We start from the raw sequence: 21145 nt of genomic DNA, 5'->3' as shown, positions 1-21145 counted from the left end.
GATTGCACAGCTGTCTCCTGTCGATTGAGACCGGTCGTCCCAGATCATGTCGTGTTTTCGGCGACGGTGCCCAGGTCTTTATGTAGGGACCCGACAGCAAGGCCCGCAAGCCACTGTCAGGGCTCGATTCTCCGTATCGCGGAACGGACCGATAGGTTTTCGGCATACCAGACCGCTATCGAAAGGGTGATCCGTTGAGCCGCTCGGTTCTCGTCACCGGAGGAAACCGGGGCATCGGCCTCGCCATCGCCCGCGCGTTCGCCGAGGCGGGGGACAAGGTCGCGTTCACCTACCGCTCGGGCGAGCCGCCGGCGGAGCTCGCCGAGCTCGGCTGTCTCGCCGTCCGGTGCGACATCACCGACGGCGAGCAGGTGGAGCAGGCGTACAAGGAGATCGAGGAGAAGCACGGTCCGGTCGAGGTGCTGGTGGCCAACGCCGGCGTGACCAAGGACCAGCTCCTCATGCGCATGTCCGAGGAGGACTTCACGTCCGTCCTCGACACCAACCTCACCGGCACCTTCCGGGTCGTGAAGCGCGCCAACCGCGGCATGCTGCGCGCCAAGAAGGGCCGCGTCGTGCTGATCTCCTCGGTCGTCGGCCTGCTCGGCTCGGCGGGCCAGGCGAACTACGCCGCGTCGAAGGCCGGCCTGGTCGGCTTCGCGCGCTCCCTCGCCCGTGAGCTCGGCTCGCGCAACATCACCTTCAACGTCGTCGCCCCCGGCTTCGTCGACACCGACATGACGGCCGTCCTCACCGACGACCAGCGCGCCGGGATCGTCTCCCAGGTGCCGCTGGGCCGCTACGCGCAGCCCGGCGAGATCGCCGCCGCGGTGCGGTTCCTCGCGTCCGACGACGCCTCGTACATCACTGGAGCCGTCATCCCGGTTGACGGCGGATTGGGCATGGGTCACTGATCACATGAGCGGAATCCTCGAGGGCAAGCGCATCCTGATCACGGGTGTGCTGATGGAGTCCTCCATCGCCTTCCACACCGCGAAGCTGGCCCAGGAGCAGGGCGCGGAGATCATCCTCACCGCGTGGCCGCGTCCGACGCTGACCGAGCGCATCGCCAAGAAGCTCCCCAACCCGGACGCCGTCAAGGTGCTGGAGCTCGACGTCTCCAACGACGAGCACCTCGCCCGCCTGGAGGGCCAGGTCCGTGAGCACCTGGGCGACCGGCTCGACGGTGTCGTGCACTCCATCGGCTTCGCCCCGCAGGACGCGCTCGGCGGCAACTTCCTGAACACGCCGTTCGAGTCCGTCGCCACCGCCATGCACGTCTCGGCCTTCTCGCTGAAGTCCCTGACCATGGCGCTGCTGCCGCTGATGCACCAGGGCGGTTCGGTCGTCGGCCTCACCTTCGACGCGCAGTTCGCCTGGCCGCAGTACGACTGGATGGGCCCGGCCAAGGCCGCCCTCGAGGCCACCAACCGCTACATGGCGCGTGACCTGGGCGAGCGGGACATCCGCTGCAACCTGATCTCGGCGGGCCCGATCGGCTCGATGGCCGCGAAGTCGATCCCCGGCTTCAGCGAGCTTGCGGCGGTCTGGGACGACCGTTCCCCGCTGAAGTGGGACCTCGCCGACCCGGAGCCGGCCGGCCGCGGTGTCGTCGCGCTGCTCTCCGACTGGTTCCCGAAGACGACGGGCGAGATCGTCCACGTCGACGGCGGTCTGCACGCGATCGGCGCCTGACGCGTCCCGTACGTACCCCGTACGCACAGGGGCCGGGCGCCCGCCTCCACGGCGGGTGTCCGGCCCCTGCGTCGTACCCGGGGTACGGCTCCCCGAGTCGAAAAGTCCGGCGGATCACCCCAGACTGGGTCAGAGCGTGACGTTCAGCGTGACATTCCGGCTGCTGACTGGGGAGGAGGTACGGACATGCGCACGCCCCCGCGTCCCCGCACCCCCGCGCTCGTCACGGCCGCCGCGCTCCTCGCGGGCCTGGCGGGACTCGCCGTCGCCGCCGAGGTCGGGGCCGCTCCGGCGCCCGCCCCCGACGCCACCTCGGGTGCCGTGCGAGTGGAGCCCGCCGAGCGGGCGACGGCCGAGAAGGTGTCCGCCGACGACTTCGCGGCCTCCTGCCGCACCCTGGTCCAGGGCTCCACCGTCACCGCCCACTGCCAGAACCCCTACCCCCGCACCGACCGGATCCGGCTGCACGTCGAGTGCGCCCGCTGGTGGGACGTGGACACCGACAGCGCCGCCGTCGAGGTCGGCCCCGCCGACTACGCCCAGGTGACCGGACGCTGCTGGAAAGAGGTCCGGTCGGCCTGGCTCACCCACGAACCGGCGGCTGCTGGCTCCTGAGACACAGGAACGGATAGCTCGCCGCCTCCGCCGCCGCCCGCTCCGCGTCGCCCTCCCGGATCGCCGCCACCAGGCGCGCGTGGTCCATGTGGTTCTCCGGCCGCAGCTCACCGCCCACGTCGCCGAGCAGCCAGGCCCGCATCACATGGCCCAGGTCGGCGTACATCTCGGTCAGCACCTCGTTGTGCGAGGCCACCACCACCGCGTGGTGGAAGGCCGCGTCCGCCGTCACGAACTCCTCCGCGTCCCCGGTCGCCCACACCTCCTCGCGGCGCGCCAGCAGCCCGTCCAGCTGCTTCAGATCCCGGTCGGTGCGCCGCTGGGCGGCCAGCCGCGCCGCCGACGACTCCAGGGTCGAGCGCAGCTCGGCCACGTCCCGCGGGTCGGAGTCGGCGAACCTGCGGTGCATCACCCCGGCCAGCTCGCTGGTGGCCACGACATAGGTGCCGGAACCCTGCCGGATGTCGAGCAGCCCGTTGTGGGCGAGCGCCCGGACCGCCTCGCGGACGGTGTTACGGGCCACCCCCAGCTGCTCCACCAGCTCGGGTTCGGTCGGGATCCGGGTGCCCACCGGCCACTCGCCCGAGGTGATCTGGTTCCGCAGCTCCGCGATCACCTGGTCCGAGAGCCCGCTGCGCCGCGGATGTCCGAGAGCCATGTGCGCACCACACCTTCCGTTCGGTCCCGTTGTCCTGCCCTGCCCTGCCCCGCCCTGCCCGGCCGTCGGTGACCCGTCGGACCGTCTGTTCACGGCTGGACAACCAATCATCCCATGATTCTATGATGGTCCCATGTCAGACGAGCAGCGGACACTCGACCCCGCCACCAGGAACCAGCAGCCCACCCGCAGCAGCGCGGGCACCGCTGCTCCCGCACCCGCAGGACCCGCCCGCTGGGTCGGCGGGCTCGTCGCCGTCGGGCTCGTCGTCACGGCGCTCAACCTCCGCCCCGCCATCACCAGTCTCGGCGCCCTGCTCAAGGAGGTCAGCGCCGGGCTGCACATGAGCGGCAGCGTGGCCGGCGTGCTCACCTCCGTGCCCCCGCTGTGCTTCGCCGTCTTCGGCATCGCCGCACCCCGGCTTGCCCGCCGCTTCGGCCCCGCCGCCGTGGTCTGCGCGGGCATGGCGGCCATCCTGGCGGGCCTGGTGCTGCGCGCCTTCGCCGGGAACACCGTCTCCTTCCTCGCCGCCAGCGCCCTCGCCCTCGTCGGCATCGCGCTCAGCAACGTGCTGATGCCGGTCATCGTGAAGAAGTACTTCCCGGACCGCATCGGCAGCATGACCGGCCTCTACTCGATGGCCCTCGCCATGGGCACCTCGGTGGCCGCCGCCGCGACCGTGCCCATGACCGAGGCGCTGGGCGGCAGTTGGCGGCTGGGCCTCGGCATCTGGGCGGCCCTCGCGGCCGTCGCCGTGCTGCCGTGGCTGCCGCTGATCCGCGACCGTGGCATGACCGGCCCCTCGACGGCGGGCACCCCGACGCCGGGCACCCCCGCGACCGGCACCCCCGCGACCGGCACCCCGGCGACCGGCCCGGCCGAGCCCTCCACCGCCGCCGCCACCGCTTCCGCCCCCGCCGCGAAGACCCCCCGGGTCGCCCGCAGCCGCACCGCCTGGGCGCTCGCCTGCTTCTTCGGCCTCCAGGCCACCGGCGCGTACATCACCATGGGCTGGATGCCGCAGATCTTCCGCGACGCGGGCGTCCCGGCCTCCACCGCGGGCGTGCTGCTCGCCGTCACCATGGTCATGGGCGTCCCGCTGGCCTTCGTCATCCCCGGCCTCGCCACCCGGATGCGCAACCAGGGCCCGATCGTCGTCGTCCTCGCCCTGTGCGGACTCGGCGGCTACACCGGCCTCTACTTCGCCCCGGCCGGCGGCGCCTGGGCCTGGGCGCTGCTGCTCGGCATATCCAACTGCGCCTTCCCGCTCGCCCTCACCATGATCGGCATGCGGTCCCGCACCGGCGCCGGAGTGGTCAAGCTGTCCGCCTTCGCGCAGAGCGTCGGCTACCTCATCTCCATCCCCGGACCCCTCCTCGTCGGCGTGCTCTACCAGCACAGCGGCGGCTGGGGCCTGCCGATCGCCCTGATGGGCGGCCTGATGATCCCGCAGATGATCGTCGGCACCCTCGCCGGACGGGACCGGACGTTCGAGGACGAATGCTGAGATGCGAGACTGAGCCCATGCCCGTACTCGAACCGAACCCCCCGAACGGCCAGAAGAAGCTCCTCATCGTCTTCGGCGCGATGATCGGCATCACGGTCGTCATCGGCATCATCGCGTCCATCGCCTCCCCCTGACCCCCTGCCCCCTCGCCCTCTTCCCGTCGCCCGGGGGTGGGGACAACCCCCCATCCCCTAGGGGGCAGGTGTCAGGGGTAAGTGGGTGGATCACCTGATGGGCCGGGGCCGGTCCGCTCCGTACGGTGGAGTCATCGCGGAAACACCACGCGAGGAGATCCCCACACGACGGAGGCGGCCATGGAGGCGCGCACGCACAGCGGTGTACGGGCCGGGCGCCCGACCGGAGTCGACACCCGGCTGCCCTGGTGGGCCCTGGTCCTCCCGGCCGTCGCGTTCGTCGTCCTCTTCCTCCTCATAGCGGGCCCCGGTGAGGCCCAGGCCGTGACCGGCGGCGACGGCGGATTCGGACGCCTCCTGGAACACTTCCAGCAGGCCCTCGTGCTCTGACGATCTCCCTCTCGACAAGGCCCGTTTCGTGACAAGCTGTGTCACATGAGCGTCGACACAACCCGCACGATCGTGCTGCTCCGACACGCCAAGGCCGACTGGTCCGACACCTCCGACCACGAGCGCCCGCTCGCCGAGCGCGGCCGCACGGACGCCCCCGTCGCCGGCCGCAAGCTCGCCGACAGCGGCATCACCTTCGACCTGGCCGTCTGCTCCACCGCGGCGCGCACCCGGGAGACCTGGAAGCTCGCCGTCCACGAGCTGCCCGAGCGCCCGAGGACGGTCTACGAGGACCGGGTGTACGAGGCATCCCTCGGCGAGCTCATCGCGCTGCTCAACGAGACCCCCGACACCGTCGGCAGCCTGATCCTCATCGGCCACAACCCCGGGATGCACGCGCTCGCCGACGCCCTCGCGGGCGAGGCCGAGGGCGACCACCTCGCCCGGATGAGCCGCAGCGGCTTCCCCACCGGCTCCTACGCCACCCTCACCTTCACCGGCTCCTGGAAGTCCCTGGAGCACGGCGTCGGCACCCTGACCGGCTTCTGGACCCCGCACGACTGACGAGCGCGCCCCGCTCCTCCCCGTACGCGAAAGGGCCCGGCCGTCGTCCGACAGCCGGGCCCTTTCGCGTACGGGCGGATCCCCGCGGGTCACCGCGCGGATCCGCCCGGGCGGGCGTCAGTGCGGCAGGTCGCCCTCGCCGTCGTCCGCCGCCTCGACCTCCTCGCGGGTGATGCCCAGGAGATACAGCACGGTGTCCAGGAAGGGCACGTTGACCGCGGTGTGCGCGGCCTCCCGCACCACCGGCTTGGCGTTGAAGGCGACCCCGAGCCCGGCCGCGTTCAGCATGTCCAGGTCGTTGGCGCCGTCGCCGATCGCCACCGTCTGCGCCAGCGGCACCCCCGCCTCCGCCGCGAACCGGCGCAGCAGCCGCGCCTTGCCCGCCCGGTCGACGATCTCGCCGGTCACCCGGCCGGTGAGCCTGCCGTCCACGATCTCCAGGGTGTTGGCCTGGGCGAAGTCGAGCCCGAGCCGCTCCTTCAGATCGTCGGTGACCTGGGTGAAACCGCCCGAGACGACCCCCACCTGGTAGCCGAGCCGCTTCAGGGTGCGGATCAGGGTGCGCGCGCCCGGCGTCAGCCGTACCTCGGAGCGCACCTTGTCGACCACCGACGCGTCGAGCCCGGCGAGCAGTGCGACCCGGGCGTGCAGCGACTGCTCGAAGTCCAGCTCGCCGCGCATCGCGGCGGCGGTCACCTCGGCGACCTCGGCCTCGCAGCCCGCGTGCGCCGCGAACAGCTCGATGACCTCGTCCTGGATGAGCGTCGAGTCGACGTCCATCACCACGAGCCGCTGGGCCCGCCGGTGCAGCCCGGCCGACACCACGGCCACGTCCACCCCGACCGAGGCGGCCTCGGTGGCGAGCGCGGTGCGCAGCGGCGCCGTCTCGGCGCCGGAGACGGCGAACTCGACGGCCGTCACCGGGTACTTGGCGAGCCGGAAGATCCGGTCGATGTTGCCGCCGGTGCCGGCGATCCTGGCCGCTATGGCCGCCGTCTGCTCGGCGGTCAGCGGGTGGCCGAGCACGGTGACGTGCGAGCGGCCCTCGCCGCGCGGCCGGTTGTCGCCCGTGCCCGAGATGATCTCGGCCTGCAGCCGCAGGGACTCGGCCCAGCTGTGCACGGTGGCCCGCAGCTCGCCCTGGCTCGCGACGGTCGGTTCGGTGACCAGCGCGCACAGCACGAGCCGGCCACGGGACACGACCTGTTCGATGTCCACGACGTCGACGGAGTAGGCGGCGAGGGTGTCGAAGAGACCGGCGGTGATCCCGGGGCGGTCCTTACCGAAGATCTTGACGAGGAGAGTCGGAACGTCAGAGGGGGAAACGTCCGAGGTGGGAACGTCTGGGGTCTGCGATGCGCTCATGGTGGTCCCACCGTATCGGGCACCCCGGCGGCCCCCGCGCCCCGTCCCGCCTGCCGGACACCCGAGTGGCCCTGAGGTCGCCACCCGCGACCCGGCGTACGAACATGCCGGACCTGGCGACCATGCCGAAACAGCGCCCGGACACTGCCCGGACACTGCCCGGGCAGTGCCCGGACGCGCGCTCGCGTAGGTCATCTCGTGCGCGTGCGCAAGCTCTTCACGCGGCCCGACTTTCGGATCCGGTGCGGGGCCTGAAATAGTTCCCCCGGATGTTCACCATCCCTGGCCCCCGACGACGGGGGTACTTCGGGGGACAAGTAGTGGGGCGTGGAGTGCCAGAACTCGTACTGGAATTGAATGGAAGGACCTGGACGCTCGATCCGTCCAGGTCGTACACCCTGGGCCGGGACCCGCAGGGCGACCTGGTGATCGACGACGCCAGGGTCTCGTGGCGGCACGCCACCATCAGCTGGGGCGGCCGGAGTTGGGTCATCGAGGACCACGGCTCGACCAACGGCACCTTCGTGCACGGTCAGCGGGTCCACCAGCTGGAGATCGGTCCCGGCTCGGCCGTCCACCTCGGCAACGCCACCGACGGCCCGCGGCTGAATCTCGCCGCCGCCCCGGACCGGCAGCAGGCGGGACAGCAGCAGGTCCCGAACCAGCAGCAGGCGCAGCAGCCGGTGGGCGTGCACCAGGAGGTCACCCACCAGGCCCCGCCGACCCCGCGGGGCACGCCCCCGCAGGGCTGGCCGGAGCAGCAGGCCGGGCAGCAGGTCCCGCACGCGGTCCCGAACCAGGCGGGCCAGCAGGTCCCGAACCAGGCCGGGCCCCAGGCCGGGCAGCCGCACCAGCAGCCCTTCGCCCCGCACGGCGGCGACCGCAGCCCCACCACGTTCCACCAGCTGGCCCTCGGCCGCGTCATGCGCATCGGCCGTGCCCTGGAGAACGAACTGGTCGTCTCCGACCTCCAGGTCTCCCGGCTGCACGCCGAGTTCCACGCCACGCCCGACGGCCGCTTCGAGATCCGTGACCTCGGCTCGCACAACGGCACCTACGTCAACGGCCAGCCGATGCCCAAGGGCGGCACCGCCCTGCTCGGCCCCCACGACATCGTCGGCGTCGGCCACTCGACCTTCCGGATCGTCGGCCAGCAGCTCGAGGAGTTCGTCGACACCGGCGAGGTCTCCTTCTCGGCCACCCACCTCACGGTCACCGTCGAGGGCGGCAAGCAGATCCTCAAGGACGTCACCTTCGGCGTCCCGGAGAAGTCGCTGATCGGTGTCATCGGCCCGTCCGGCTCCGGCAAGTCCACCCTGCTCAAGGCGCTCACCGGCTACCGGCCCGCCGACCAGGGCGACGTCCTCTACGACAACCGCAGCCTCTACAAGCAGTTCGCCGAGCTGCGCCAGCGCATCGGTCTGGTCCCGCAGGACGACATCCTGCACAAGGAGCTGACCGTCCAGAAGGCGCTCAAGTACGCCGCCAAGCTGCGCTTCCCCGCCGACACCAGCGAGCAGGAGCGCGCCGAGCGGATCGGGGAGGTGCTGCGCGAGCTCAAGCTCGACATCCACAAGGAGAAGAAGGTCACCTCCCTCTCCGGTGGCCAGCGCAAGCGCGTCTCGGTCGCCCTGGAGCTGCTGACCAAGCCCTCGCTGATCTTCCTGGACGAGCCGACCTCCGGCCTCGACCCGGGCATGGACCGCGATGTCATGCAACTGCTGCGCGGCCTCGCAGACGACGGCCGTACGGTCCTCGTGGTCACCCACTCGGTGGCCGAGCTCGCGCTGTGCGACAAGCTGCTCGTGATGGCGCCGGGCGGTTCGGTGGCCTACTTCGGCCCGCCGGACGAGGCGCTGAACTTCTTCGGCTACACCACCTGGGCCGATGTCTTCTCCGCGTTCGAGAACTACCGCGACTACGACTGGGCGGGCCGCTGGAAGGGCTCGCAGCACTACCAGATGTACGCGGCGGAGATCGACGCCGTCGCCGCCCAGCCGGTCCAGCTGCCGCACCAGGCCCAGCAGGCGCTGGCCCGGCCGCCCAAGCCGCAGGGCTGGGGCTCCCAGCTGTGGACGCTGATCCGCCGCTATGTGTCGGTGATCGCCTCCGACAAGGGCTTCCTCGCCCTGATGGTGATCCTGCCGGCCGTGCTCGGCGCGGTCTCGGTGGTCATCCCGGCCGACTTCGGCCTCGGCCCGCCGTCGGGGAACTCCCGGTTCAACGGCGACGCGGGCACGATCATGCTGATCCTCGCGGTCGGCATGTGCTTCTCCGGCGCCGCGAACTCGGTACGAGAGCTGATCAAGGAGCGGGTGATCTACGAGCGGGAACGCGCCACCGGCCTGTCCCGGTCCGCGTACCTGATGTCCAAGGTCATCGTCCTCGGCGTGATCACCGCCTTCCAGGGCGTGATCATCTGCGGCATCGGCTTCTCGACCCGTGACCTGCCCGCCGAGGGCCTGTTCATGCCGCCCGCCGTGGAGCTGTGCGTCCAGGTCATCGCGCTCGGCCTGACCTCGATGATGGTCGGCCTGGTGATCTCCGCGCTGGTGAAGACCGCCGAGAAGACCATGCCGCTGCTGGTCATGTTCGCGATCATCCAGGTCGTCTTCACCGGCATCCTGTTCCAGGTGTACGGCTCGCCGGGCCTTGAGCAGTTCGCCTGGCTGATGCCGTCCCGCTGGGGCATCGCGGGCGCGGGCACCACGCTCGACCTCGCCCACCTGATGCCGCCGTGGGACCACAAGAACCCGGACAACCTGGACGCGCTGTGGGAGCACACCGTCGCCCAGTGGAGCATCGACCTCGGCGTCCAGCTCCTCATGGCGACCGTCTGCTGCGTGCTGGTCGCCCGGCTGCTGCGCCGCCACGAGCCCGAGGTCATGCGCAAGTAACGGCCCGCACGGCCTCCCGCGCGGCCTCCCGCACCGTACGCCGAAGGGCGGCACCCCGCACGGGGTGCCGCCCTTCGGCATGGCACGGGTGGCCGTACAGCGGCTCAGTAGGCGCTGTTGACGTTGTCGATCGAGCCGTAGCGGTCGGCCGCGTAGTTGCAGGCGGCGACGATGTTGGCGACCGGGTCGTACTGGTCGAACTTGGTGCCGGAGATGTGGTACGCCTTGAAGGTCGGGTAGATGACCTGGAGCAGACCCTTGGACGGCACGCCGTTGATGGCGTTGATGTCCCAGTTGTTGATCGCGAACGGGTTGCCGCTGGACTCGCGCATCACGTTCTTGTGGATGCCGTTGTAGCTGCCCGGGATGTTGTGCTTGTCCATGATGAACAGCGCCTCGCGGATCCAGCCGTCGAGGTTGTTCGCGAACACCGGGGCGCGGGTCACCGAGCGGCTGGCGGCGGTCTTCTCGGCCGACCGCTTCTTCGCCTCGGCCTGCGCCTTCTTCTTCGCGGCGGCCTTGGCGGCGTCCGCCTTCTTCTTCGCGGCGGCGTCGGCCGCGGCCTTCGCCTTGGCCTTCGCGTCGGCCTCCTGCTTCGCCTTCAGGGTGAAGGTCGAGGTCTGCTGGTCGAGGCTGGCGGCGAGCGCCTTCGCCTGCGGGCTGGCCGCGTCGTACGACCAGGCGACCGCCTGCGTGTTCGCGAGGGCCTGCGGCTCGGTCTCGGTGGCACCGCCACCGACACCCTGGACGAGGGAGAGGCCGAGCGCCGCGGCGCTCAGAGTGGCGACGCCGGCGATCGCAGCCTTGTGGGTCTTCTTCAGACCACGACTGTGGCCGGGAGTGTTCGCAGACATGCTGGAGTACCTCTTCGAATCGCAGGGGGTCGCTCAGGCCGGGCGGCGCTGCGCCAGGTGCTCGGCGGCGACGGACGCAATTCTTAGCGGCAGCAAAATGCGCTGGCAAAGGTGTGACGTACGATCCCCGGTAGTGGATCAGGGGGCCAGGGGCCACCCCCCGAGACCCGCACGAACCCCACCCACCCGGTACTGATCTGGTCTTTACGACTCCACTAGGGGGATTCGTAAGTGATGTGGGTCCTATGCGCGGGCTCACATCGGGCGTGTAACAAACTCACCGCGCGTTGCGACTGCGATGCACACGGTGAGGGTTCTCCTCCTTCCGGACGAGAAGACCCCCCGCGCCGTACTCCCAGAGGCCGCCCTCCCCTCCCTCCCGGGCCGCAGGACCACCCCCGCCGGGACTCCTGGCCTAGTCCTTCCGCCCCGCCCGAGGGCCGTCCCCAGTCGGATACGGACGGTCACCACCCCCCGGTACGGTGAACACATGAGCCATCGACCCAGCTCCGGCCTGGCCGCCGTGAGCAGCGCCCTGCTGGCGATGAACCGCCAGATGGAGGTCCGCGACGTCCTCAAGACGATCGTCGCCTCCGCGCGCGAGCTGCTGGACGCCGAGTACGCGGCCCTCGGCGTCCCCGACGACCACGGGGGCTTCGCCCAGTTCGTCGTCGACGGCATCAGCGAGGAACAGTGGCGCGCCATCGGCCCGCTGCCGCGCCAGCACGGCATCCTGGCCGCCATGCTCGCCAAGGCCGAACCCGAGCGCCTCGCCGACGTCCGCCAGGACCCCCGGTTCGGGGGCTGGCCCGCCGCGCACCCCGAGATGTCCGACTTCATCGGCCTGCCCGTGCGCGACGGCGACGAGACCCTCGCCGCCCTCTTCCTCGCCAACAAGCGCTGCCCCCGCCCCACCGGCCGCTGCGGCTTCACCGAGGACGACGAGGAGCTCCTCGCCCTGCTCGCCCAGCACGCCGCCATCGCCCTCACCAACGCCCGGCTGTACGAGCGCAGCCGCGAGCTCACCATCGCCGAGGAGCGCTCCCGGCTCGCCCACGAGCTGCACGACGCCGTCAGCCAGAAGCTGTTCTCGCTCCGGCTCACCGCCCAGGCCGCCGCCGCCCTCGTCGACCGCGACCCGGGCCGCGCCAAGGACGAGCTCCAGCAGGTCGCCGCGCTGGCCGCGGAGGCCGCCGACGAGCTGCGCGCCGCCGTCGTCGAGCTGCGGCCCGCCGCGCTCGACGAGGACGGCCTGGTGCACACCCTGCGCACCCAGATCCAGGTCATGGACCGCGCCCACACCGCCCGCGTCACCTTCGACAGCACGGGCGTGCGCGCGCTGCCCGCCGCCCAGGAGGAAGCCGTCCTCCGGGTCGCCCAGGAGGCCCTGCACAACGCGCTGCGGCACTCCGGCGCCCAGCTCGTCACCGTCTCCCTCACCCGCGGCGGCCCGGGCGGTACGGGAAGCGGCCCCGGCGGTACGGGCGGCGCCGGGGCCCGGCTCACCGTCACCGACGACGGCACGGGCTTCGACCCCGGCACCGTGCGCCGCGCGGGCCGCCACCTCGGCCTGGTCTCCATGCGCGACCGGGCCGCCGGGGTCGGCGGCACCCTCACCGTGACATCGGCCCCCGGCCATGGCACCACGATCGAGATGGAGGTCCCCGGTGGCTGACAAGGTGATCCACGTGCTCCTGGTCGACGACCACCAGGTCGTCCGCCGCGGTCTGCGCACCTTCCTGGAGGTCCAGGAGGACATAGAGGTGGTGGGGGAGGCGTCCGACGGCGCCGAGGGCGTGGCCCGCGCCGAGGAGCTGCGGCCCGACGTCGTCCTCATGGACGTCAAGATGCCCGGCACCGACGGCATCGAGGCCCTGCGGCAGCTGCGCGCGCTGCAGAACCCGGCGAAGGTCCTCATCGTCACCAGCTTCACCGAGCAGCGCACGGTGGTGCCCGCGCTCCGGGCGGGCGCCAGTGGATACGTCTACAAGGACATCGACCCCGACGCGCTGGCCGGCGCGATCCGCTCCGTCCACGCCGGACACGTACTGCTCCAGCCCGAGGTCGCGGACGCGCTGCTCAGCCAGGACGAGCAGAGCCAGGGGAGCGGCGGCGGCCGCGGCTCCACCCTGACCGAGCGGGAGCGGGAGGTGCTCGGCCTGATCGCCGACGGCCGCTCCAACCGGGAGATCGCCCGGGCGCTGGTGCTCTCCGAGAAGACGGTGAAGACCCACGTCTCCAACATCCTGATGAAGCTCGACCTCGCCGACCGGACCCAGGCCGCGCTCTGGGCGGTACGCAACGGCATGACCGCCTGACCCTGGGGGCACGCCCGTTCCCATTGTCATACCGTCGTGTGGATGTCCCCCGTTCGGCGCAACCCGGCGGGGGCGACGGCGTTCTCCATGGCGTGCTGCGGCGGACCGGCCGCAGCGATGACCAGAAGGAATCCGAAGTGAACAAGCTCAAGAAGGCCGCTGCCCTCACCATGGTCGCCGGTGGCATCGTCGCCGCCGGCGCGGGTGTCGCGTCCGCCCACGGCGGCGCCGACGCCCACGGCCAGGCCCTCAACTCCCCGGGCGTCGCGTCCGGCAACCTGGTGCAGGTCCCGGTCCACGTCCCGGTGAACGTCTCCGGCAACACGATCAACGTGATCGGCCTGCTCAACCCGGCCTTCGGCAACAGCGCGGTCAACCACTGACCCCCCGCTGAACCACCGGCCCCCGGACGATCCCCCGGGGGCCGGTTCCGTATGTCAGGGCAGGGCCGGAAGACCCCGCGAGCCCCGGCCCCGGCCGCGAGCCCGGCCTGATCCAAAAGACATGGCCTAGATGCCCGCCCCGCGCTCCCGCTCCTCCACATACGCGTTGTACGCCGCCACCTGGGCCCGCCGGGCCACCCGCTCCACCGGGCGGAGCGCCTCGCCCCTCGCCGCCATCTCCGCCGCGCTCACCGCGCCGCCGTGGCCGTGGTCGTACGCCAGGTCCACAAGCAGACCGATCCGCCGGGCCAGCTCAAGGACCCGCACCGCGCGCGGCGGGTAACCGGGGGCCAGGACCTCGGAGCCGGCCTCCGCGCGGGCCCGGTACGCGTCGCGGGCCGCGTCGGCCGCCGGGCCCGAGGCCGCCACGTCGAGCCGGGTCAGCACCGTCGTCGCCTCCCGCAGCGCCTCCGCCAGCTCACGCTCCGCCTCGCCGAGCGACGGCACGTCCGCCGGCGGCGCCTCCCGCACCGTCAGACAGCGCCAGACCACCTCCACGTGCACATCACCGGCCGGACCCGCCTCCGACACCTCGGGCACAAGGCCGTACGGCGCGCCGAAACCGACCGCCGCCTCCGCCGCGTCGAGCGCCGCCGCGTTGAACTCCGGCGGACCGCTCAGACCCAGCGGATGCCCCGGCGTGGGCAGCGCCACCCGCCACCCGGTCACCCCGAGCCGCCGCAGCCGCCCCAGCGCCAGCGTCAGACCCACCGGCCCCGCCTCACCCGGCAGCCCCGCCACGCGGTGCACCGCGTCCTCCCCGACGATCGCCAGCGCCGCGTCGTCCGGCGACACCGCCCCCGCCAACAGGGCATTGCCCCAAGCCGCCAGCCGTCCTGAACGTGGTTCCGAAAGCATGCGCTCACGATAGGGGGTGTCCCGTCGGCCGCGCCGGGCCCCCGGGCACCCCGCGATCCCCGGCGGATGTCCGAGACCCGCCCCACACACCCGCCGTACCCGCCCCTAAGGACCGGGCAGGGCACCCGGTGGCGTAGGTTTTCCCCTGGACGCCGCGCCCACCCGGCGCAAGGCGGTGACACGACTCGACCGTAATAGGGGAGACAACGCGCTCATGAGCGATGTACTGGAGCTGGTGGACGTATCCGTGGTCCGCGACGGACGGGCTCTGGTGGACGGGGTCTCCTGGTCGGTCAAGGAGGGCGAGCGCTGGGTCATCCTCGGCCCCAACGGCGCCGGCAAGACCACCCTCCTCAACATCGCCTCCAGCTACCTCTTCCCCACCAAGGGCACCGCCACCGTCCTCGGCGAGCCCCTCGGCGGCGTCGGCACCGACGTCTTCGACCTGCGCCCCCGCATCGGCATGGCCGGCATCGCCATGGCCGAGAAGCTGCCCAAGCGCCAGACCGTCCTGCAGACCGTCCTCACCGCCGCCTACGGCATGACCGCCACCTGGCACGAGGACTACGACCCGGTCGACGAGCAGCGCGCCAAGGCGTTCCTCGACCGCCTCGGCATGACCGACTACCTCGACCGGAAGTTCGGCACCCTCTCCGAGGGCGAGCGCAAGCGCACCCTCATCGCCCGCGCGATGATGACCGACCCCGAGCTCCTCCTCCTCGACGAGCCCGCCGCCGGACTCGACCTCGGCGGCCGCGAGGACCTGGTCCGCCGCCTCGGCCGCCTCGCCCGCGACCCGTACGCGCCCTCCATGATCATGGTGACCCACCACGTCGAGGAGATCGCCCCCGGCTTCACCCACGTCCTGATGATCCGCCAGGGCAAGGTCCTCGCCGCGGGCCCCATGGAGACCGAGCTGACCTCCCGCAACCTCTCCCGCTGCTTCGGCCTGCCGCTCGTCGTCGAGCGCGTCGGCGACCGCTACACCGCCCAGGGCCTGCCCCTCGCGTGACCGAGGCGCGGGCGACGCGCGGGCGGACGCGCGACCGACGCGTCCCCGCGTCCGTCCCGCCCGTCCGGGTCCGGCCGCGCCCGCCCGCGCACCGGGAGAGGCCCGCGCCCTGTCCCGTACCGCCCCACCGCCCCTACCATGACCATGTGGACATCGACGCATGGATCTGGTGGCTGATCGGCGCGGTGGGGCTCGGCATTCCCCTCGTCCTCACCGCGATGCCCGAGTTCGGCATGCTCTCGGCCGGCGCCGTCGCCGCCGCGGTGGCCGCCGCCCTCGGCTTCGGCATCGTCACCCAAGTGATCGTCTTCGCCGTCGTCTCGGTCGCCCTCATCGCCGTGGTACGCCCCATAGCGGCCCGGCACCGCGACGGCCGCCCCCAGTTCGCCAGCGGCATCGACGCCCTGAAAGGCCGTCAGGCCGTCGTCCTGGAACGGGTCGACAGCCACGGCGGCCGCATCAAGCTGGCCGGCGAGGTCTGGTCCGCCCGCACCCTCGACACCGGCCAGAGCTTCGAGCCGGGCGAACAGGTCGACGTCATCGACATCGACGGGGCGACCGCGGTCGTCATGTGACCGAACCTCGCCCATGGCGCGCCGCCGTCTGGGAAACTCGATCATCATCCTTATCCGGATCCGCTCACTCAACCGGCAGCGAAGGGCACAGGGAACACGATGTCAGCAGTCATCATCGTCCTGATCATTCTGGTGGTGCTTGTCTTCATCGCCCTGATCAAGACCATCCAGGTCATCCCGCAGGCGAGCGCCGCCATCGTCGAACGCTTCGGCCGCTACACCCGCACCCTGAACGCCGGCCTCAACATCGTCGTCCCGTTCATCGACCGCATCCGCAACCGCATCGACCTGCGCGAGCAGGTCGTGCCGTTCCCGCCGCAGCCGGTGATCACCCAGGACAACCTGGTCGTCAACATCGACACCGTCATCTACTACCAGGTGACCGACGCCCGGGCCGCGACCTACGAGGTCGCCAGCTACATCCAGGCGATCGAGCAGCTCACCGTCACCACCCTGCGCAACATCATCGGCGGCATGGACCTGGAGCGGACCCTCACCTCCCGCGAGGAGATCAACGCGGCCCTGCGCGGGGTCCTCGACGAGGCCACCGGCAAGTGGGGCATCCGCGTCAACCGCGTCGAGCTCAAGGCGATCGAGCCGCCGACCTCCATCCAGGACTCGATGGAGAAGCAGATGCGCGCCGAGCGCGACAAGCGCGCCGCGATCCTCACCGCCGAGGGCACCCGGCAGTCCCAGATCCTCACCGCCGAGGGCGAGAAGCAGTCCGCCATCCTGCGCGCCGAGGGCGAGGCCAAGGCCGCCGCCCTCAAGGCCGAGGGCGAGGCCCAGGCCGTCCGCACCGTCTTCGAGGCCATCCACGCGGGCGACCCCGACCAGAAGCTGCTCTCCTACCAGTACCTCCAGATGCTCCCGAAGATCGCCGAGGGCGACGCCAACAAGCTCTGGATCGTGCCCAGCGAGATCGGTGACGCCCTCAAGGGCCTCTCCGGCGCCTTCGGCAACGTCGCCCCCGGCGTCCCCGGCTTCAACACCAAGGGCGACCAGAACGGCGGCGACCAGCGCCGCGAGGCACCGCCGGTCGACTGACCCTCACCGGGACCCGACAGCCCAACACCCCGATCTGGCCCGGCCGTCCGCATCGCGGACGCCCGGGCCAGATCGCTGACACATACACGTAATCAGGGCATGATCGGTGCCGAGCCCCTCGACCCACACCACCGGGCGGGGAGGCGACTCACCGACCCCAAAGGAGATGGCGTTGTCCATCTGGGAAATGCTCGCGGTCTTCGGCGCAGGCACCGCCGCGGGCGCCATCAACACCATCGTCGGCTCCGGCACCCTCATCACCTTCCCGGTGCTCCTCGCCACCGGCCTGCCGCCGATCACCGCGAACGTGTCCAACGCCCTCGGCCTCGTCCCCGGCTCCATCAGCGGAGCCATCGGCTACCGCAGCGAACTCAAGGGCCAGACCCCGCGCATCCTCCGCCTCGGCACCGCCGCCCTCCTCGGCGGACTGCTCGGCGCGATCCTGCTGCTCGCCCTGCCCTCCGACGCCTTCGACGCGATCGTCCCCGTCCTCATCGGCATCGCGCTCGTCCTCGTGCTCCTCCAGCCCCGCATCGCCGCCGCCGTCCAGCGCCGCCGCGACGCCACCGGCGCCGAGGCCCACCCGCACGGCGGCCCCACGCTCCTCGTCGGACTCTTCCTCGCCAGCATGTACGGCGGCTACTTCGGCGCCGCCCAGGGCGTCCTCTACATCTCCCTGATGGGCCTGCTCCTCGACGACAGCCTCCAGCGCATCAACGCCGTGAAGAACATCCTCGGCGCCCTCGTCAACGGAGTCGCCGCCGTCTTCTTCCTCTTCGTCGCCGAGTTCGACTGGACCGCCGTCCTCCTCATCGCCGTCGGCTCCACCATCGGCGGCCAGATCGGCGCCAAGGTCGGCCGCCGCCTGCCGCCCACCGTGCTCCGCGGCGTCATCATCGCCGTCGGCGTCGTCGCCATCCTCCAGCTCACCCTGAAGTGACCAAGCGGGAAGGGCCCGCCCCCGAAACGGGACGGGCCCTTCCTCACGTACGAGGTGTACGAGGTGTACGGGACCGGCTCAGGCGGCCTGCCCGGCCAGCCAGTCCGGCAGCTCCGAACGCTCCGCCGCCTTGAGCGCAAGGAGCATCGCGTCCTGCGGCGTCGGCACGAACGGCTGGTGCAGCAACGGCATCCCCGCCTGCTCCGGAGTCCGGTCCGCCTTGCGGTGGTTGTCCTCCGCGCACGACGCCACCGTGTTCAGCCAGTGGTCGCCACCCCCCTGCGCCCGCGGCACCACGTGGTCGACCGTCGTCGCCCGCCGCCCGCAGTACGCGCACCTGTGCTGGTCACGCACCAGCACACCGCGCCTCGACCACGGGGCCTGTCTTCGGAACGGCACCCGGACGTACCGGCACAACCTGATCACCCGGGGCACCGGCATGTCGAGGGCGGCGGCCCGCACACGAAGACCGGGATGCTCCTGCTCCACGACGGCCTTGTCCTGAAGCACCAGAACCACCGCACGGTTGAGCGTCACCGTCGAAAGCGGCTCGAAGCTCGCGTTCAGCACCAGCGTGTCCCGCATCCTGCCCACCTCCCGTGTGCCGGCCCAGCCCCCTCGTAGGCGCCGGGCATGGATCAACTCTGGCCGGGCACGCCGGGTAGGACAACGCAATATCCGCAGAACGAAAGATGCCCGCTTCTGATCTCTCCAAGACCAGAAGCGGGCAAACAACAAGCGAACGATCCGCCGGGCGGAAGGCCGGGCGTTACGCGGGATCCTCGTACTCGGCGACCAGCTGCGCACGCCCGAGAGCGTGGAATCGCAGATGGAATCCGACGACCGCGGGGGAGGCGTCGGCATCAGGACCGAGCTTCTCCTCGTCCACCGCGTACACGGTGAAGACATAGCGGTGCGGCCCGTCGCCCTTGGGCGGCGCGGCCCCGCCGAAGTCCTTCGACCCGTAGTCGTTGCGTACGTGCACGGCGCCCGCCGGCAGCCCCGCGAACGCCGCCGCCGCCGACCCCGCACCCGCCGGCAGCTCCGTCACCGCCACCGGGATGTCGAACAGCACCCAGTGCCAGAACCCGCTGCCGGTCGGCGCGTCCGGGTCGAAGCACGTCACGGCGAAGCTCTTCGTCCCCGCCGGGAAACCCTCCCAGCGCAGCTGCGGCGAGATGTTCCCCGCCGCGTACACCTGGGCGTCCCGCAGCACCCCGCCCGCCGTGACGTCGTCGCTCACCACCGTGAACGACTCCACCGGCGGGTGGAAGTCATGGGGAAGCGGTGCCCTCTTGCCCTCGGCCACGTCTGATCCTCCGTATCGCTCGGCTCTACCGCCCCGACCCTATGGCCCTACAGCCAGTTGCGGCGGCCGCCGACCTCGGCGAGCCACTGGTTCAGGTAGGCGGCCCAGTCGGTGCCGTGGAAGTCGTGCAGACCCACGGTGAACGCCCGGAACGAGTCGCTGCCCTCGGTGAACAGACCCGGCTTCTTGTCCATCTCCAGGACGACGTCCATTTCCCGGTCGTCCGCGACGAAGCTGACCTCGACCTGGTTCAGACCCCGGTACTGCTGCGGCGCGAAGAACTCGATCTCCTGGTAGAACGGCAGCTTCTGCCGCGTCCCCCGGATGTGCCCGCGCTCCATGTCCGCGCTCTTGAAGCGGAAGCCCAGCTGGATGAAGGCGTCCAGGATCGCCTGCTGCGCCGGCAGCGGGTGCACATTGATCGGGTCGAGGTCACCGGAGTCCACCGCGCGGGCGATCTCCAGCTCCGTCGTCACCCCGATGTTCATGCCGCGCAGCTGCTGCCCGGCGATCGCGGTGACCGGCGTCTCCCACGGGATCTCCAGACCGAACGGCACCACGTGCACCGCCCCGGCCTGCACCTCGAACGCCCCGCCGAGCCGCACCTTCACGAACTCGATGTCCTGCTTGTGCTCCTGGTCGCCGCCCTCGACCTCGACCCGGGCCTGCAGGCCGACCGAAAGCCCCTCGATCTGCTGGGCGACCGAACCGCCCTGGATCCGCACCTCGCCCTGGACGACACCACCGGGGACGACGTTCTCCTCGGTGAGCACGGTCTCCACCGACGCCCCGCCCGCACCCAGGCTCGCGAGCAGCTTCTTGAACCCCATCGACACTCCTTATAGTCCTGACGCCCTGCGCGGTCCCGACCCCTACTACCTACGGGTCTGCGTACGGGTCTACATACGCGTGACGACCGTAGCCGGTTCCGCGCCTTCCCCCGGACGGCCCCCAGTACTCTCGGACGCCATGAGCGAGAGCCCCGACCGCACGCCGCTCCCGCGGAGCTTCTTCGACCGTCCCGTCCTGGAGGTCGCCCCCGACCTCCTCGGCCGCACCCTGGTCCGCAACACCCCGGACGGCCGGATCGAACTCCGCCTCACGGAGGTGGAGGCGTACGCCGGCGCGATCGACCCCGGCTCCCACGCCTTCCGCGGCCGCACCCCCAGGAACGCCGTCATGTTCGGCCCGCCCGGGCACGCCTACGTCTACTTCACGTACGGGATGTGGCACTGCCTGAACCTGGTGTGCGGCCCCGAGGGCGAGGCGAGCGGGGTGCTGCTGCGCGCGGGGGAGATCCTGACGGGTGCGGAACAGGCCAGAAAGCGACGACTCTCGGCCCGTTACGACTCCGAGCTCGCGAAGGGCCCGGCCCGCCTGGCCACCGCCCTCGATGTGGCCCGCGCCCTGGACGGCACCGACGCCTGCGCGGGCCCCGACGCCCCGCTCGCCGTCCTCACCGGCACCCCACCCCCGCCCGACCTGGTCCGCAACGGCCCCCGGACGGGCGTCGGCGGCGACGGAGCCCCGCACCCCTGGCGCTTCTGGATCGACGGCGACCACTCGGTCAGCCCCTACCGCGCCCACACGCCCCGCAAGCGCACGGCCTGACCCACCCCGTGTCTCGGCTTGACTCGGGTCCCAGGGGTGCGTAATGTAGCCCGAGCCGCTTGAGACGGGCAGAGCTTTTTCAAGCCTCCCGAAGCGGCCAAACCACCTACTGACGCAGACTCCCAACGGGACCTATTTCGGCATGCCGAAATCTGTTTCGAAAGGCTCGATTATGAGTCTCCGGGAAAACCCGCTAAAGTAGTGGACACGCCGGAAGGGCCCGGAAAGCAAAGACGAAAGTCGGAGCTTAAAGGGACTGGAAAGCACCGAGGAAATCGGATCGGAAAGATCTGATAGAGTCGGAAACGCAAGAACGAAGGAAGCGCCCGGAGGAAAGCCCGCGAGGGTGAGTA

Annotated in this window: 23 protein-coding genes; 16 read left to right on the top strand and 7 right to left on the bottom strand. The window is 71.2% G+C overall.

From position 1 onward, the window contains the following. Positions 1-194 precede the first annotated feature (194 nt). The 3 genes from fabG to ACIPXM_RS34520 all read left to right on the top strand — a co-directional run bounded on the left by fabG (position 195) and on the right by ACIPXM_RS34520 (position 2310). Positions 195-914, top strand: coding sequence for a 3-oxoacyl-[acyl-carrier-protein] reductase (fabG, locus tag ACIPXM_RS34530; protein ID WP_401663843.1), 720 nt, complete (start codon positions 195-197; stop codon positions 912-914). A 4-nt stretch (positions 915-918) separates the two neighbouring features. Further along, positions 919-1695: an enoyl-ACP reductase FabI gene (gene fabI, locus ACIPXM_RS34525; RefSeq protein WP_401663841.1), complete on the top strand. Its 777-nt coding sequence runs from the start codon at positions 919-921 to the stop codon at positions 1693-1695. 186 nt (positions 1696-1881) lie between these two features. Further along, positions 1882-2310, top strand: a complete 429-nt coding sequence (locus tag ACIPXM_RS34520) for a hypothetical protein (RefSeq protein WP_401663839.1) — start codon at positions 1882-1884, stop codon at positions 2308-2310. Here the strand turns inward: ACIPXM_RS34520 and ACIPXM_RS34515 are convergent. After that, entirely contained in the window at positions 2279-2968 is a 690-nt protein-coding gene (locus tag ACIPXM_RS34515) for a FadR/GntR family transcriptional regulator (RefSeq protein WP_401663836.1), read from the bottom strand. The genes ACIPXM_RS34520 and ACIPXM_RS34515 overlap by 32 nt on opposite strands. A gap of 133 nt (positions 2969-3101) precedes the next feature. On the opposite strand from ACIPXM_RS34515, the gene ACIPXM_RS34510 reads away from it, so the two are divergent. The 4 genes from ACIPXM_RS34510 to ACIPXM_RS34495 all read left to right on the top strand — a co-directional run bounded on the left by ACIPXM_RS34510 (position 3102) and on the right by ACIPXM_RS34495 (position 5563). Beyond that, the gene (locus tag ACIPXM_RS34510; protein ID WP_401663834.1) at positions 3102-4475 is read left to right on the top strand and encodes a CynX/NimT family MFS transporter; all 1374 of its coding nucleotides are present in this window, start codon (positions 3102-3104) and stop codon (positions 4473-4475) included. A 17-nt stretch (positions 4476-4492) separates the two neighbouring features. Next, positions 4493-4609: an SGM_5486 family transporter-associated protein gene (locus ACIPXM_RS34505; RefSeq protein WP_365341355.1), complete on the top strand. Its 117-nt coding sequence runs from the start codon at positions 4493-4495 to the stop codon at positions 4607-4609. Positions 4610-4789: 180 nt separating this feature from the next. After that, positions 4790-4999 carry a hypothetical protein gene (locus ACIPXM_RS34500; RefSeq protein WP_401663832.1) on the top strand — a complete coding sequence of 70 codons (210 nt, stop codon included), beginning with the start codon at positions 4790-4792 and terminating at the stop codon, positions 4997-4999. 45 nt (positions 5000-5044) lie between these two features. Continuing rightward, positions 5045-5563, top strand: a complete 519-nt coding sequence (locus tag ACIPXM_RS34495; RefSeq protein WP_401663830.1) for a SixA phosphatase family protein — start codon at positions 5045-5047, stop codon at positions 5561-5563. A 117-nt stretch (positions 5564-5680) separates the two neighbouring features. Here ACIPXM_RS34495 and serB read toward each other — a convergent pair whose 3' ends face one another. After that, positions 5681-6928, bottom strand: a complete 1248-nt coding sequence (serB, locus tag ACIPXM_RS34490; RefSeq protein ID WP_401663827.1) for a phosphoserine phosphatase SerB — start codon at positions 6926-6928, stop codon at positions 5681-5683. 320 nt (positions 6929-7248) lie between these two features. On the opposite strand from serB, the gene ACIPXM_RS34485 reads away from it, so the two are divergent. Continuing rightward, positions 7249-9825, top strand: a complete 2577-nt coding sequence (locus tag ACIPXM_RS34485) for an FHA domain-containing protein (protein WP_401663825.1) — start codon at positions 7249-7251, stop codon at positions 9823-9825. 104 nt (positions 9826-9929) lie between these two features. On the opposite strand, the gene ACIPXM_RS34480 is transcribed toward ACIPXM_RS34485, so the two are convergent. After that, entirely contained in the window at positions 9930-10679 is a 750-nt protein-coding gene (locus ACIPXM_RS34480; protein WP_401663822.1) for a transglycosylase SLT domain-containing protein, read from the bottom strand. Between the two features lie 490 nt (positions 10680-11169). Between ACIPXM_RS34480 and ACIPXM_RS34475 the strand changes: the two genes are divergently transcribed. The 3 genes from ACIPXM_RS34475 to ACIPXM_RS34465 all read left to right on the top strand — a co-directional run bounded on the left by ACIPXM_RS34475 (position 11170) and on the right by ACIPXM_RS34465 (position 13380). Further along, positions 11170-12354: a GAF domain-containing sensor histidine kinase gene (locus ACIPXM_RS34475; RefSeq protein WP_401663820.1), complete on the top strand. Its 1185-nt coding sequence runs from the start codon at positions 11170-11172 to the stop codon at positions 12352-12354. After that, positions 12347-12997 carry a response regulator gene (locus ACIPXM_RS34470; protein WP_401663818.1) on the top strand — a complete coding sequence of 217 codons (651 nt, stop codon included), beginning with the start codon at positions 12347-12349 and terminating at the stop codon, positions 12995-12997. Before ACIPXM_RS34475 ends, ACIPXM_RS34470 begins: the two co-directional genes overlap by 8 nt. 137 nt (positions 12998-13134) lie before the next feature. Next, on the top strand, positions 13135-13380 hold the full coding sequence (locus ACIPXM_RS34465) for a chaplin (RefSeq protein WP_401663816.1): 246 nt from the start codon (positions 13135-13137) through the stop codon (positions 13378-13380). A 126-nt stretch (positions 13381-13506) separates the two neighbouring features. Here ACIPXM_RS34465 and ACIPXM_RS34460 read toward each other — a convergent pair whose 3' ends face one another. Then, entirely contained in the window at positions 13507-14298 is a 792-nt protein-coding gene (locus ACIPXM_RS34460; RefSeq protein ID WP_401663813.1) for a hypothetical protein, read from the bottom strand. Positions 14299-14512: 214 nt separating this feature from the next. On the opposite strand from ACIPXM_RS34460, the gene ACIPXM_RS34455 reads away from it, so the two are divergent. The 4 genes from ACIPXM_RS34455 to ACIPXM_RS34440 all read left to right on the top strand — a co-directional run bounded on the left by ACIPXM_RS34455 (position 14513) and on the right by ACIPXM_RS34440 (position 17872). Then, positions 14513-15310, top strand: a complete 798-nt coding sequence (locus ACIPXM_RS34455) for an ABC transporter ATP-binding protein (RefSeq protein ID WP_401663811.1) — start codon at positions 14513-14515, stop codon at positions 15308-15310. A gap of 146 nt (positions 15311-15456) precedes the next feature. Next, positions 15457-15885, top strand: a complete 429-nt coding sequence (locus ACIPXM_RS34450) for an NfeD family protein (RefSeq protein WP_401663808.1) — start codon at positions 15457-15459, stop codon at positions 15883-15885. Positions 15886-15984: 99 nt separating this feature from the next. Then, positions 15985-16932, top strand: coding sequence for an SPFH domain-containing protein (locus tag ACIPXM_RS34445; protein WP_401663806.1), 948 nt, complete (start codon positions 15985-15987; stop codon positions 16930-16932). Positions 16933-17098: 166 nt separating this feature from the next. Further along, positions 17099-17872: a sulfite exporter TauE/SafE family protein gene (locus tag ACIPXM_RS34440; RefSeq protein WP_401663804.1), complete on the top strand. Its 774-nt coding sequence runs from the start codon at positions 17099-17101 to the stop codon at positions 17870-17872. Between the two features lie 78 nt (positions 17873-17950). Here ACIPXM_RS34440 and ACIPXM_RS34435 read toward each other — a convergent pair whose 3' ends face one another. The 3 genes from ACIPXM_RS34435 to ACIPXM_RS34425 form a co-directional block, all read right to left on the bottom strand. After that, entirely contained in the window at positions 17951-18457 is a 507-nt protein-coding gene (locus ACIPXM_RS34435) for an HNH endonuclease (RefSeq protein WP_401663802.1), read from the bottom strand. A 184-nt stretch (positions 18458-18641) separates the two neighbouring features. After that, the gene (locus tag ACIPXM_RS34430; RefSeq protein WP_401663800.1) at positions 18642-19181 is read right to left on the bottom strand and encodes a YbhB/YbcL family Raf kinase inhibitor-like protein; all 540 of its coding nucleotides are present in this window, start codon (positions 19179-19181) and stop codon (positions 18642-18644) included. 47 nt (positions 19182-19228) lie between these two features. After that, a complete protein-coding gene (locus tag ACIPXM_RS34425; protein WP_401663797.1) occupies positions 19229-20011 on the bottom strand; it encodes a sporulation protein in 783 nt (260 codons plus the stop codon). 139 nt (positions 20012-20150) lie between these two features. Between ACIPXM_RS34425 and ACIPXM_RS34420 the strand changes: the two genes are divergently transcribed. After that, positions 20151-20792 carry a DNA-3-methyladenine glycosylase gene (locus ACIPXM_RS34420; RefSeq protein WP_401663794.1) on the top strand — a complete coding sequence of 214 codons (642 nt, stop codon included), beginning with the start codon at positions 20151-20153 and terminating at the stop codon, positions 20790-20792. Positions 20793-21145 lie beyond the last annotated feature (353 nt).

It is taken from the genome of Streptomyces sp. NPDC090025, from assembly GCF_044748125.1.
Classification (GTDB): domain Bacteria; phylum Actinomycetota; class Actinomycetes; order Streptomycetales; family Streptomycetaceae; genus Streptomyces.
Note: the sequence above shows the minus strand (reverse complement) of the source record. Positions and strands in the feature narration are given on the sequence as shown.